This window comes from Agromyces bauzanensis (genome assembly GCF_014645655.1).
GTDB lineage: Bacteria > Actinomycetota > Actinomycetes > Actinomycetales > Microbacteriaceae > Agromyces > Agromyces bauzanensis.
Map to the genome: position 1 here is coordinate 1 of NZ_BMMD01000014.1, position 12,597 is coordinate 12,597.

At 66.8% G+C, this 12,597-nt stretch carries 13 protein-coding genes; 9 read left to right on the forward strand and 4 right to left on the reverse strand.

Annotated features, from left to right (window positions below):
* Nucleotides 1-447: 447 nt before the first annotated feature.
* The 4 genes from IEX31_RS12210 to IEX31_RS12225 form a co-directional block, all read right to left on the reverse strand.
* Nucleotides 448-789, reverse strand: coding sequence for a sigma-70 family RNA polymerase sigma factor family protein (locus IEX31_RS12210; RefSeq protein WP_188743712.1), 342 nt, complete (start codon nt 787-789; stop codon nt 448-450).
* Nucleotides 790-946: 157 nt separating this feature from the next.
* Nucleotides 947-1,309, reverse strand: coding sequence for a hypothetical protein (locus IEX31_RS12215; protein ID WP_188743713.1), 363 nt, complete (start codon nt 1,307-1,309; stop codon nt 947-949).
* A gap of 143 nt (nt 1,310-1,452) precedes the next feature.
* On the reverse strand, nt 1,453-2,622 hold the full coding sequence (locus IEX31_RS12220) for an acyl-CoA dehydrogenase family protein (protein ID WP_229662324.1): 1,170 nt from the start codon (nt 2,620-2,622) through the stop codon (nt 1,453-1,455).
* Nucleotides 2,623-2,820: 198 nt separating this feature from the next.
* Nucleotides 2,821-3,963: an acyl-CoA dehydrogenase family protein gene (locus IEX31_RS12225; RefSeq protein WP_188743714.1), complete on the reverse strand. Its 1,143-nt coding sequence runs from the start codon at nt 3,961-3,963 to the stop codon at nt 2,821-2,823.
* A gap of 290 nt (nt 3,964-4,253) precedes the next feature.
* Between IEX31_RS12225 and IEX31_RS12230 the strand changes: the two genes are divergently transcribed.
* The 9 genes from IEX31_RS12230 (at nt 4,254) to IEX31_RS12270 (ending at nt 12,535) form a co-directional block, all read left to right on the forward strand.
* A complete protein-coding gene (locus IEX31_RS12230) occupies nt 4,254-5,129 on the forward strand; it encodes an HTD2 family dehydratase (protein ID WP_188743715.1) in 876 nt (291 codons plus the stop codon).
* 29 nt (nt 5,130-5,158) lie between these two features.
* A complete protein-coding gene (locus IEX31_RS12235) occupies nt 5,159-6,355 on the forward strand; it encodes an acetyl-CoA C-acetyltransferase (protein ID WP_188743716.1) in 1,197 nt (398 codons plus the stop codon).
* The gene (locus IEX31_RS12240; RefSeq protein WP_188743717.1) at nt 6,355-7,527 is read left to right on the forward strand and encodes a CoA transferase; all 1,173 of its coding nucleotides are present in this window, start codon (nt 6,355-6,357) and stop codon (nt 7,525-7,527) included. Before IEX31_RS12235 ends, IEX31_RS12240 begins: the two co-directional genes overlap by 1 nt.
* A 40-nt stretch (nt 7,528-7,567) precedes the next feature.
* Nucleotides 7,568-8,305, forward strand: a complete 738-nt coding sequence (gene fabG, locus IEX31_RS12245) for a 3-oxoacyl-ACP reductase FabG (RefSeq protein ID WP_188743718.1) — start codon at nt 7,568-7,570, stop codon at nt 8,303-8,305.
* A gap of 87 nt (nt 8,306-8,392) precedes the next feature.
* Nucleotides 8,393-9,301 carry a LysR substrate-binding domain-containing protein gene (locus IEX31_RS12250; RefSeq protein WP_188743719.1) on the forward strand — a complete coding sequence of 303 codons (909 nt, stop codon included), beginning with the start codon at nt 8,393-8,395 and terminating at the stop codon, nt 9,299-9,301.
* A gap of 146 nt (nt 9,302-9,447) precedes the next feature.
* Nucleotides 9,448-10,344: a CoA transferase subunit A gene (locus tag IEX31_RS12255; protein ID WP_229662325.1), complete on the forward strand. Its 897-nt coding sequence runs from the start codon at nt 9,448-9,450 to the stop codon at nt 10,342-10,344.
* 5 nt (nt 10,345-10,349) lie between these two features.
* Nucleotides 10,350-11,144, forward strand: a complete 795-nt coding sequence (locus IEX31_RS12260) for a CoA-transferase subunit beta (RefSeq protein WP_188743721.1) — start codon at nt 10,350-10,352, stop codon at nt 11,142-11,144.
* Between the two features lie 48 nt (nt 11,145-11,192).
* Complete coding sequence (locus IEX31_RS12265; protein ID WP_188743722.1) at nt 11,193-11,654, forward strand: MaoC family dehydratase; 462 nt, start codon at nt 11,193-11,195, stop codon at nt 11,652-11,654.
* The gene (locus IEX31_RS12270; RefSeq protein WP_188743723.1) at nt 11,651-12,535 is read left to right on the forward strand and encodes an HpcH/HpaI aldolase/citrate lyase family protein; all 885 of its coding nucleotides are present in this window, start codon (nt 11,651-11,653) and stop codon (nt 12,533-12,535) included. The genes IEX31_RS12265 and IEX31_RS12270 overlap by 4 nt, the downstream gene beginning before the upstream one ends.
* Nucleotides 12,536-12,597 lie beyond the last annotated feature (62 nt).

Sequence of the window (12,597 nt, forward strand, 5' to 3'; positions counted from 1 at the left end):
CGCGGAGGGGCGGCGCTCACCGACAATACCGGACGGCGCTGAAAGGGGATATCGAGCGGCGCTGAGAGTGAATATCCCGCGGCGCTCAGAGGTCCGAATACTCACCGACTCGATTTCAACGCTGATGCGCCCGGGTCACGTGCGAAGAATCTGCGAACAACTGAATCCCCGTAGGCGTACCTGAACCTCCACGAAAGTGACCGCGAACCGCGTCGTATCAATGTGAACACCCCCGACCACGCCCGAGCAACCCCGCCCAGGCGGGGTTCAAATCCCTCCGTCTCCGCGGTTGTGGGTGGCCCGCGATCCCTTGAAAACCCTGGGATCGAGGGCCATACGTGCCCGCACGGAACTCGTATCGTCGACCCGAAGGCCGAGTTCGTCCCGAGCGTTCCTGGTTGAGTTCGGGCCGCGGCATCCTGCCTCGCTGCCAGGTCCCGCGACCCGTCACACCTCGTTCCAGTGGCGCAGCTTCTCCGGACGCAGCCGTATCCACACCATGCTGATCAGGCCCCCGGTGAAGTCGACGGTCATGGCCGCGATCGGCTCGTCGTCGCGGCTGAGGATGAGCCCGGTCTGGGCGTTGACGGAGCGCTCGTCGATGACGAGGCCGGGCTTGGCCGCCATTCCGTGCATGAGCAGGGTCAGCGCGTCGTGGATGCCTCGCACGACCCTGATCGCGGGATGTTCCCGATCGCCTGCGACGACGACGACGGCGACGCCGGGATCCAGGAGCGACGCAAGCCGCTCAGCGTCACCGTGCTCGGCCGCGTCGCGGAACTCATGCACCGCACGGTGGTGCGGGGCCGGGCGATTCTCATGGTCTCCCCTTTCGGCCCCGGCGATGCACTGACTGCGGGACCTACACACGAGACAGTCCGCTCGGCCGTTCTGTGACGTCGCGACGGCGCACGCATCTCGTATTGAGGCGGCCCAGCCACCGCGTTCAGCACCCGTCGTCTCGCCGTTTTGATCTCGAGTCACCATTGCACGGGTCGTGCCGCCGCAATGCGAGTCGACGCGCGCCCACTCCGCCGGTCACGGCGAGGAAGTCGAGCCCGTTGCCGGCCGCGAGGGCCGCGAGCTCGGCGAGGGACTGCTCGCCGTCGGAGTGCGTCGAGTGGGCGTGGAAGTCGCCAGCGAGCCAGCGTGTGCCGGGTGGTGCGGGGAGTGTGCGCAGGCTCGCGCGCGGTGTGTCCGGGCGCGGGACGGCGGTCGCCTCGGGTGGGATCGCCGACTCGGCCGGGATCGTTATCGTGACCGTGACCTCGATCGGCTCCGGGGGCCGCCGGTACAGCCCGAGCAGCACCGACCACTCGCCGGGCTCGAGCTCGCCCGGCAGGTGGCCCTCGCCTTCGACATCCCAGCGGACGCTCCGAGCTCCAAGCTCTCGGCACGAGGTGCCGCGCCCGAACGGCTCGGATGCGTCGGCCGACGGCTCCGTAACCCGGGTCAGAGGCGTCCGCGCGCCACGAGCTGCGCCGCGATGATGTTCCGCTGGATCTCGTTCGTTCCTTCTCCGACGATCATCAGCGGGGCATCTCGGAAGTAGCGTTCGACGTTGTATTCGGTCGAGTACCCGTAGCCACCGTGAACTCGGATCGCGTTCAGGGCGATCTCCATCGCGACCTCGGAGGCGAACAGCTTCGCCATCCCGGCCTCCATGTCGCATCGCTCGCCGCTCTCGAACTTTTCGGCGGCGAACCTGGTCAGCTGGCGGGCGGCGGTGAGCTTCGTCGCCATGTCCGCGAGATAGTTGCCGATGGACTGATGCTTCCAGATCGGCTTGCCAAAAGTCTCGCGGTCCTGAGCGTAGGCGAGTGAATCCTCCAGGGCGGCCGCAGCCACCCCGAGAGAGCGCGCCGCGACCTGAAGGCGACCGGTCTCGAGGCCCTTCATCATCTGCGCGAACCCGCGGCCGGGAACGCCGCCGAGGATCGCGGCAGCCGGCACCCGATAGTCCTCGAGGGATACCTCGCATGACTCGACACCCTTGTAGCCGAGCTTGGGAAGATCACGGGAGACGACAAGACCGGGACCCTGCTCCGCGAGAAGGATCGACATCCCGGCATGGCGGGGTTCGGCCTTCGGGTCCGTCTTGCAGAGGAGGGCGATGAGCCCCGAGCGGCGTGCGTTGGTGATCCAGGTCTTCGATCCGTTGACGACGAGATCGTCGCCGTCCGCGACCGCGACCGTCGCCATCGCCTGGAGGTCGGAACCGCCGCCCGGCTCGGTCAAGGCCATGGTCGCGCGCAACTCCCCCGTGGCCATGGCGGGGAGGTATTTCTGCTTCTGGTCGTCGGTGCCGAAGGTGAGGATGAGTTTGGCGACCACGGTGTGGCCGCCCATCGCTCCCGCGAGGCTCATCCATCCACGAGCCAGCTCTTCGGTGACCTGCACGTAGCAGGGCATGGATACCGGCGCTCCGCCGAACTCCTCTGGAATCGCAAGGCCGTACACCCCGATCTGCTTCATCTGATCGATCCACTGTTCGGGGTACTCGTTCGCGTGCTCGACGTCGCGGACGGACGGCATCACCTCCCGATCGACGAACTGGCGGACGGTGTCCACCAGCAAGACTTCCTCTTCGTTGAGATGTTGCATATGATCGGTCGCCTCCACTGGGAACCCGGACATCGGTGCAGTCCGTGACTGCGATTCCACCGCGCGTGCCTGTCACTCGCGGACAGGTTTCGGTCTTTCGATGCTCCCAGAGAGATTAGTAATGGTCCAATACCTGAACACCCAAGCACCCCTATCAATCTGAACATGAATCGGGAGGTGTCAGTGGCGCGGACCAACCGCCCCGGGGCGCACCGGTCAGCGCGTGCCGAGCAGCTGCCGCGCGATGACGAGCCGCTGTATCTCGCTCGTGCCCTCGTAGATCCGGAACAGGCGAGCGGCACGGTAGAAGCGCTCGACGGCGACGCTGCGCATGTAGCCCGTCCCCCCATGCACCTGGACCCCGCGGTCGGCGACCCTGCCGAGCATCTCGCTGCTGAAGAGCTTTGCCGCCGACGGCCCGAGCTTGCGATCCTCGCCGCTGTCGTAGCGCTGTGCCACGCCCAGTACGAGTTCCCGCGCGGCGAGCAGTTCGGTGTACGAGTCCGCCAGCATCGCCTGCACCAGCTGGAAGGTGGCGATCGCATGTCCGCCCTGCTTGGCCTGCGCCGCGTAGGCGACCGACTCGTCGAGGATTCTCTGCGCCTGTCCGACGCAGATCGCGGCGATATGCAGGCGCCCCTTGGCCAGAGATGCCATCGCTGCACGAAAGCCGACCTCTTCGGCGCCGCCGACAAGACGGTCGGCCCCGACCTTGACGTCGTCGAAGAACACCTCGGAGGTCCAAGCGCCTTCCTGACCCATCTTCCTGTCGTGCGGGCCGATGGTGACCCCCGCGGCATCCGTGTCGACGAGGAATGCGGAGATGCCCTTGGTGCCCTTCGCCTCCGGGTCGGTTCGCGCGAAGACGATGAGCAGGTGTGCCAGGGCGGCATTGGTGATGAACCGCTTCGAACCGTTGATGACGTAGCCGTCGGGGTCCCTTCGGGCAGAGGTGCGGATCCCGCTGGGGTCGGAACCGGCTTCGACCTCGGTGAGTGCGAATGAGGTGATCACTTCCCCCGAGGCGATCCGCGGCAGCCAGTGGTGTTTCTGCTCATCGGTGCCGTAGTTGACCAGAACCTGACCGGCGATGCCGTTGTTGGTGCCGAAGAGCGATCGGAACGAGGGTGTCGTGTAGCCCAACTCGAACGCGAGCCGGGCGTCCTCCACCGCGTTGAGGCCGAGTCCGCCGAACTCCTCGGGAATCGCCCAGCCGAACAGGCCCATCTTCGCCGCCTCGATGCGAAGCTCGTCCGGAATGGCGTCGGTCTCCTCGATCTCGCCCTCGCGCGGCACCACCTCGTCGCGGACGAACGATCGGACCGCATCGAGGATCTGCTCGAGGTCTTCGGTGTCCATGGGCGCTCCTTCATCGGTGCCGTGCGTTGGCCGGCGGCGGTGTGCGGAGGAATCCGCTGAGGTTGAACCGTTGACGACCAGCAGCCGCGTCGTGGCTTCTTCATCTTCGAGGAGCGGATGTCGCGGCGTCCAATACTGGGATGTGCCGACAGTGATACCCGTCTCAATCGGCGACGATTCATGAGTAGATTCATGAGTAGAACAGCAGCAAAACCTTCCGTATTAGGTATTGGACCTGAACCAATCTGCTCTGCCATCATGAGGCGCGATGACCTTCACAGGGGAGTGCCATGACTGAGACTGCGACGCCGGTGGAGGCGGACATCGACTTCAGTGCGTGGGTCGGCAAGAGCGAGGTCGCAACCGATACGGCGGCTCGGTCATCCATCAGAGGGCTCTTCGCGCTGCTGGATCACCCGGCCGGCTCGGAAGGCGACCGACACGTTCCGCTGAGTCACTGGCTTCACTTCAACCCGACGGAGCGACAGAGCGGGCTCGGGGAGGACGGACATCCGGCCCTGGGCGGATTCCTGCCGCCTGTACCCCTGCCTCGGCGGATGTGGGCGGGCAGCCGTATCGAGTTCCGCTCTGCCATTCGTACCGGCCAGGACCTCCGGCGCACGAGCACGATCGACTCGATCGCATTCAAGCAGGGGAAGTCCGGCCGGCTGTGTTTCATCGTGCTTCGCCACGACGTGTTCGCCGACGAGGTCCTCGCTCTGACCGAGCATCAGTCCCTCGTCTACCGGGAGGCAGCCACGGGCTCCCCGCCACCGTCCCCGGCCGTGGCGCAGCCCGCGCTCGAGGGATGGGGGTGGGTGCGTTCCTGCCTGCCGACCGAAGTCATGCTGTTCCGCTACTCGGCGCTCACCTTCAACGCGCACCGCATCCACTACGACCTTCCCTATGCGACGGGCACGGAGGGATACCCCGGCCTCGTGGTGCAAGGGCCCCTCGTGGCCACGCTGTTGCTGGATGCCTTCGCGCAACACAATCCCGGCCAGGAGGAGACTCGCTTCGAGTTCGCGGCCAAGCGCCCGCTCTTCGCCAACCAGCTGATCCAGCTGTGCGGAAGAAGCGCCGGCGCGGGACGTGCCGAACTCGCGGCCGTCGACTCCCAGGGCCACATGGCCGTCACGGCGGCAGTGGAGTTCCGCGGGGCATGAGCGCCGCCCGACACGAGAGACGAACGATGATGAAGAGAGCAGCGATCATCTCGCCGGTACGGACGCCCGTCGGCGTCTACGGCAAGGGTCTCAAGTCCGTGGCAGTCGAGGATCTCGGCGCGACGGTCGCGCGAGCTGTCGTCGATCGGAGCGGCATCGATCCGGAGCTCATCGAGGATGTGGTGTTCGCCCAGTCATACGCGAACAGTGAGACCCCATGCGTCGGCCGATGGGTGGCGCTCCAGGCGGGCCTGCCGATCCACACGGCGGGAATGCAGTTGGATCGCCGGTGCGGAGGCGGGCTTCAGGCCATCGCAACCGCGGCCATGATGGTCCAGACCGGGGCAGCGGATGTCGTGCTCGCCGGCGGGGTGGAGAGCATGAGCAACATCGAGTACTACTCGACCGACACACGCTGGGGAGCCCGCGCGGGCTCTGTCACGATGTACGACCGCCTGGACCGGGGCCGGGAGCGCTCGCAACCGGTCGAGCGATTCGGCTACATCTCCGGGATGATCGAGACGGCCGAGAACCTTGCGACTCGCTACGGCATCACCCGCGAGGACGCCGACGCCTACGCCCTTCGCAGTCACGAGCGAGCCGCGAGCGCCTGGGGGCGAGGCGCCTTCGATGACGAGATCGTGCCCGTGCTCGTGCCGCAGCGTCGAGGCGAACCCGTCCCGTTCACCCGTGACGAAGGCGTTCGCGGCGACTCGTCGATCGAGGCGCTCTCCCGACTGCAGCCGATCATCCCAGGGGGAACGGTGACGGCGGGCAATGCCAGCCAGCAGAATGATGCCGCCGCCGCATGCCTCGTGGTCGCAGAGGACAAGCTCGACGAGTTCGGGTTGGAGCCCATGGCATTCCTCAACGGCTGGACGGCGGTGGGTTGTGAGCCCGCGGAGATGGGGATCGGGCCCGTGCCCGCGGTCGAGCGGCTCTTCCGCAAGACCGGGCTCACCTTCGACGACGTCGACCTGGTCGAACTCAATGAGGCCTTCGCCTGCCAGGTGCTCGCGGTGCTCGAGGCGTGGGACTGGAACGACCCCGAACGCCTCAACGTCAACGGCTCCGGCATCTCCCTGGGCCACCCGGTCGGAGCGACCGGCGTGCGCATGATGACCACCGCCATCCACGAACTGCACCGCCGCGGCGGCGGGCTCGCCCTCGAGACCATGTGCATCGGCGGCGGGCAGGGCATGGCCGCCGTGTTCGAGGTCGTCTGATGGCGATCGGCCCCTTGGCGGGAGTGCGGATCGTCGAGGTCTCGGCCTTCGTGGCCGTGCCGCTCGGCGCGATGACCCTCGCGCAGCTGGGTGCCGAGGTCATCCGTATCGATCCGGTCGGGGGCAACATCGACTTCTCGCGCTGGCCGGTGACCGGGGCGGGCGATTCCATCTACTGGGCAAGCCTCAACAAGGGGAAGCGATCGGTCACGCTCGACCTCAAGAGTCCGGAGGGTCAGGCGATCGCCAGCTCCCTCATCGCCTCCGCGGGGATCGTCGTCACCAACCTCCCCGCCCGCGGGTGGCTGAGTTACGAGAGGCTCACCGCGGCCCGCGAGGACCTCATCATGCTCTCGTTGACGGGAAACCCCGACGGCTCTCCCGCGGTCGACTACACCGTCAACGCCTCAAGCGGCTTTCCGGCGGTCACGGGGCGGGGCGGGGAGCCGGTCAACCACGTGCTCCCGGCGTGGGACGTCATCGCGGCTCTCTACGTCGCGACGGGCATCCTGTCAGCGGAGTACGTGCGCTCGCGCACGGGAGCGGGACAGCATGTGACGCTCGCGCTCTCCGACGTGATGCTCGCCACGGTCGGCAACCTCGGCTACATTGCGGAGGTGCAGACCAACGGGAGGTCGAGGGGTCCGCTGGGCAACTCCATCTACGGCGCGTACGGGCAGGACTTCGAGACGGCAGACGGCCGCAGGATCATGGTCGTCGCCATCTCGAACCGCCAATGGCATGCCCTGTGTTCTGCGACCGGCCTGACCGAGAAGCTCGCGATGATCGGGCCGATGCTCGAGGTGGATCTCGAGACCGAGGCGGGGCGCTTCGCCGCGCGAGAGGCGATCACCGCGGTGCTCAGGCCGTGGTTCGCGTCGCGTCCCGCGTCCGAGATCCTGGCTGCACTGGCTTCCGGCAGGGTGCTGCACGGGCTGTATCAGACCTTCGAACAGCTCGTGCGGGAAGATCCTCGGTGCTCCATCGACAACCCCATGTTCTCCACTGTGGTGCAACCGGGTCTGGGCGACATCCTCGCCCCCCGGATCCCGCTGGCGTATTCGGTCAGTTCCGTGCCATCCGCGATGCCGGCACCCGTTCTCGGCGCCGACACGGCATCGGTGCTCGGGGAGATCGCCGACCTCCAGGAGCAGGTCGGCGAGAGACGGTGAGACTCCGTCAGTCGACGGTCGATCAATGAAAGGCGTGAACATGGGCTTGCTCGAGGGGCGGACCAGCATCATCACGGGGGCGGCGCAGGGGATCGGATTCGCGATCGCCGAGGTGTTCGCCGGCGAGGGCTCCCGCGTCGTCATCGGTGACCTCGATGCCTCGGCGGCGGATCGGGCATCGAAGATGATCGGGGGGAGCACGATCGGCGTGCGCTGCGACGTTGCCGACGCGGGTGACATCGACGCGCTCATCACCACCGCGATCGCGTCGTTCGGTTCGGTCGACGTGCTCGTCAACAACGCGGGCATCACGCGCGATGCGACGATGCGCAAGATGACCGAGGCGCAGTTCGACGACGTCATCAGCGTGCACCTGAAGGGTACGTGGCTGGGAACGAGGGCGGCGAGCGCAGTGATGCGCGACCAGGATTCCGGAGGCTCGATCATCAACATGTCGTCCATCTCGGGCAAGGTCGGGCTGCTCGGCCAGACCAACTACAGCGCCGCGAAGGCGGGAATCGTCGGGCTCACCAAGGCCGCAGCGAAGGAGGTCGGCTTCGCCGGCGTCCGCGTCAACGCGATCCAGCCCGGGCTCATCCGCACCCCCATGACCGAGGGGATGCGTGACGACATCCTCGCCGCCCGCCTGGCGGAGATCCCCCTCGGTCGAGTGGGGGATCCCTCGGAGGTTGCCCAGGTCGCCCTGTTCCTCGCCAGTGACATGTCGAGCTATATGACCGGCGCCGTGCTCGAGGTCACCGGCGGCCGTCATATGTAGCGACCGGATGTAGCGACCGATCCGAGAACTTTGTTCCGCTGAGCCATACAGTATCGCGCCGATTGTTCCTCGTTCTAAAATAATGGGATGGAGATCCACCAGCTCAACTCCTTTCTGGCCGTAGCGGAGGAGTTGCATTTCGGCCGTGCCGCTCAGCGCCTCCACATCGCGCAACCGCCCCTGAGCCGCACGATCCGTCAGCTGGAGCGAGATCTCGGTGCCACCCTCTTCGACAGGAACACCCGGAGCGTGCGGTTGACTCCGGCGGGGGAGGCGCTGCTGGGCCCCGCACGCGAGGTGCTCAACTCCTGCCGCCTGGCCGAACTGGCGGTCGCCTCCGCCGGTCGCGGGCTGACCGGCCGGATCCGCATCGGCTTCGCCGGCGCGTCATCGCATCTCTATGTCGGTCGCTTGGTCAAGCGCGTGCGCGAGCATCATCCGGGGGTGGAATTCGAGCTGCACAGCTCGGCGTACGCGCGCGAGTCGCTCAACAAGGTGCTCGACAAGACGTTGGACGTTGCGATGGTCCGATGGATGTCGCCTACGCCGGGCGTCGACTCGCGGGTGATCGCGCAAGAGCAGATGCTGATCGCCGTGCCCAACGACCATCCCCTCGCGGGTGAGGAATCGATTCGGATGGAGGACCTTGCCGGCGACGCGTGGGTGACGCTCCCGGCCGAACCCGGCTCGGTGCTCCGCGATGCGCTCATCAAGATCGCCGACGACGCAGGCTTCTACCCCCGCATCGTGCAGAGCGCACCGGACTCGTGGTCGGTCATGGCGCTCGTCGCGGCGGAGGTCGGCTGCTCGCTCACACTGGCGTCCGTTGCAGCCAGCATGGCCAATCCAGGGGTGGTGTTCCGCCCACTGCGCGACTCGCCTCCGCCCCTCGACCTGAGATTGGTGTGGCGCCGTGGGGACGACAGCGCCCTGCTGAAGGAGATCCTCAGGGTCTCCGAGACGGCACTGCTCGAACCAGGGCCGGACCCTGCCTGACGCCGAGACGGCGCAATCGCGCGGTAATGTCCGCAACGGATGAATGGTCGTCTGAATAGGTATTGGACTTGTAAGAATGCCGTGAACCATAGTTGTGGCGAGTCCCGTCCGATGGAGCGCAGATGAGTCACGACAAGGTTCTGAGCATGACCGAGGCGATCCGTCGTTTCGTCAGCGACGGGATGACGGTCGCGCTCGAGGGATTCACCCACCTCATCCCCTACTCCGCTGCACACGAGATCATCCGGCAGCAGAAGCGCGATCTGACCCTCTGCCGGATGACTCCAGACATCATCAGCGACCAACTGATCGCGGCCGGCTGCGTCTCCAAGCTGGTCGCCTCGTTCTTTGCGAGCGGATCCGCGGGTTCGCTGTACGAGATTCGGCGGCGAGTCGAGTCCCTCGTGCCCGAAGCGCTCGAAGTCGAAGAGTACAGCCACTACGGCATGGTGAGCCGCTATCACGCCGGGGCGAGCGGGATGCCGTTCGCGCCGCTTCGCTCCTATTCCGGCAGCGACATGCCCGACCTCAATCCCTTGCTGAAGGTCGTCGACAATCCCTACGGCGAGGGGACGGTCTACGTCGTTCCTGCGCTCAATCCCGACGTCACGATCATCCACGCCCAGCGGGCGGATCGCTCCGGGAACACGCAGATGTGGGGGGTGCTCGGTGCCCAGCAGGAGGCGGCTTACGCGGCGACGCGCACCATCGTCGTGGTCGAGGAGATCGTCGACGGCGCGGTGGTGCGCGCCGACCCCAACCGCACGATCGTGCCCGCCCATGTGGTGGACGCGGTAGTGCTGTCGCGCAGAGGCGCGCACCCCTCCTATGTGCAGGGCGGGTACGACCGCGACGGGGAGTTCTATCGCGAGTGGACGGCGATCAGCCACGAGCCGGAGCGACTGCGCCAATGGCTCCAAGACTGGGTCTACGACCTGAAGGACAGTGACGACTACGCCGAGAAGCTGGGGCCGGAGAAGTGGGCCGCGCTCGCGGTCAGTGACCGGCCCTCAGGTGTCGTCAACTACGGGAGCAGCAGGTGAGCATCATGGGCCAGCCAGTGGCGGAGGTTTCGGGCTACACCGCGACGTCGACCGAGCTGATCGTCTCGGTCGCGGCCAGGGCTCTCGCGGGCAAGCGACGTGTCTTCGCAGGCGTCGGTCTGCCCACGCTGGCGGTCGACCTCGCCCAGCGCACCGTCAACCCCGACGTGGAGCTCGTGTACGAGTCGGGGGTCTGCGCGGCGCACCCCACGAGCATGCCGGAAAGCATCGGCGATGCCGTCATCGTCGCCGGCGCGGAGGCGGTGCTCTCCATGCAGGCGCTGTTCGGTTACGTCCTTCAGGGCGGGCACATCGATGTGGGATTCCTCGGTGCCGCCCAGATCGACCGTTTCGGTTCGCTCAATACCAGCTTCATCGGTGATGCGCGTTCGCCGCGGGTGCGGCTCCCGGGGGCGGGCGGTGCCCCGGAGATCATGATGAATGCGGCCGAGGTGTTCGTGATCATGCGGAGGCACGATCACGGTTCCTTTCCGGCGGAGCTCGACTTCTGCACCTCACCGAGTCCCGTGCGCGCGTGCGCGAGCGGTCTGGGACTCCCGCACAGGGGCATGGGCGTCTCGACGGTCATCACGCCGCTCGGCACCCTGGAGCGACCGTCGGCCTTCGCTGAACTCGAGCTGATCTCGGTGCACGAGGGGGTCTCGGTGGACGAGGTCAGGGCCGCGACGGGATGGGATCTGAAGGTCGCCGATGACGTGCGCGTGACCATGCCTCCGAGCGACGAGAGCATCCGGCTGCTCCGGGAAGAGATCGACACGGTGAGGCTCTATCTGCGCTGAACGTCCCACCAGACGAATGGACTCGGTCAGCCAGGAAGGTGAGTGACGATGCGTGAGATCGACGGGATCGCCGGACTCAGGGAGGTCGAGGGCGAGGAGCTCGGCCGTAGCGAGTGGACGCCGGTCACCCAGGATCGGATCCAGGCGTTCGCGGACGTGACCGGCGACCGGCAATGGATTCACGTCGACACGGAACGAGCGGCCCGCGGCCCGTATGGAGGTACGATCGCGCATGGATTCCTGGTGCTAGCCATGGTGCCCGCCCTGGCGGCTCAGGTATACCGGGTGAGTGGGCTGGCGATGGCCGTCAACTACGGACTCGAGAGAGTGCGATTTCCCGCTCCCGTGCTGGCCGGTTCCCGGATCAGGGTCGGCGTGCGTGTCATCCGGGTCACTGCGTCGGATCGAGGTCATCTCGCACTCATCGAGCACACCGTGGAGCGCGAGGGCTCGACCCGTCCCGTGTGCGTGGCCGAACAACTCCGCCTCCTCGTCGAGGAGCACCGTTGAGAGACGGCGCGCGCGGCACGGCGATCGCCGGAACGCACCCGGTGGCCCAGGCGGTCACGGCCCTGTTCGTGCCGGGCAATCGGCCGGAGCGGTTCGAGAAGGCGGTCGCCGCGGGTGCCGACCTGGTGATCATCGACCTCGAGGATGCCGTCCCGATTGTCGACAAGACACGCGCCCTCGATGCCGTCGTGGTCGCACTGAGAGGCGGTGACTCGATCCCGGTTCGGGCGATGGTGCGGATCAACGCCATGGGTTCGACGTCTTTCGACCGCGAGGTGGCTGCCCTCGTCGCGCTCTCGGCCGACCCCGGCAACGGTTTGGTCGGGGTCATGGTGCCCAAGGCGGAGCATGCGGGCGAGCTCGCCGCGCTGGCCCAGCGTCTTCCCGCCGAAGTGCCGATCGTCCCTCTGGCCGAGACCGCGCTCGGGCTGAGGAACTGCTTCGAACTGGCGAGTGTGGCCAGCGTGTCGCGTCTCGCGTTCGGTGCGATCGACTTCGTGCTCGACATCGACGCAGGCGACGGTGATCGGTACCTGGACTACGCGCGTTCGCACCTGGTCGTCGCCAGTCGCGCCGCGAACGTGGCGGCGCCCCTGGACTCCCCGAGCCCCGAGATCCGCAACGCATCGCTCGTCCTCGAGTCCGCTCGACTGGCTCGGCACTTCGGGTTCGGAGGAAAACTGTGCATCCATCCGGCGCAACTCGCGGGCGTGGCGGCCGCGTTCACACCCTCCGAAGAGAGCATCCGGTGGGCTCGCGCCGTCGTCGACGCCGGAGTCGACGGAGCCGCGAGCCTCGAAGGCCGGATGGTCGATCCGCCCGTGGTCGAGCGCGCGAACCGCATCCTGAAGCGCGCCGAGGTCCTGCGCAAGCAGGCGTGATGAACGTGCGCCCGAATATTCATGCAGCATGGGCATCGATCGTCCATCCATTAGGTATTGGA

Coding starts and splice junctions, on each gene's coding strand:
- IEX31_RS12250 (WP_188743719.1), top strand. CDS start 8,393: ATGGAGATCCACCAGCTCAACTCCTTTCTGGCCGTAGCGGAGGAGTTG.
- fabG (WP_188743718.1), top strand. CDS start 7,568: ATGGGCTTGCTCGAGGGGCGGACCAGCATCATCACGGGGGCGGCGCAG.
- IEX31_RS12230 (WP_188743715.1), top strand. CDS start 4,254: ATGACTGAGACTGCGACGCCGGTGGAGGCGGACATCGACTTCAGTGCG.
- IEX31_RS12260 (WP_188743721.1), top strand. CDS start 10,350: ATGGGCCAGCCAGTGGCGGAGGTTTCGGGCTACACCGCGACGTCGACC.
- IEX31_RS12255 (WP_229662325.1), top strand. CDS start 9,448: ATGACCGAGGCGATCCGTCGTTTCGTCAGCGACGGGATGACGGTCGCG.
- IEX31_RS12265 (WP_188743722.1), top strand. CDS start 11,193: ATGCGTGAGATCGACGGGATCGCCGGACTCAGGGAGGTCGAGGGCGAG.
- IEX31_RS12225 (WP_188743714.1), bottom strand. CDS start 3,963: ATGGACACCGAAGACCTCGAGCAGATCCTCGATGCGGTCCGATCGTTC.
- IEX31_RS12235 (WP_188743716.1), top strand. CDS start 5,159: ATGAAGAGAGCAGCGATCATCTCGCCGGTACGGACGCCCGTCGGCGTC.
- IEX31_RS12240 (WP_188743717.1), top strand. CDS start 6,355: ATGGCGATCGGCCCCTTGGCGGGAGTGCGGATCGTCGAGGTCTCGGCC.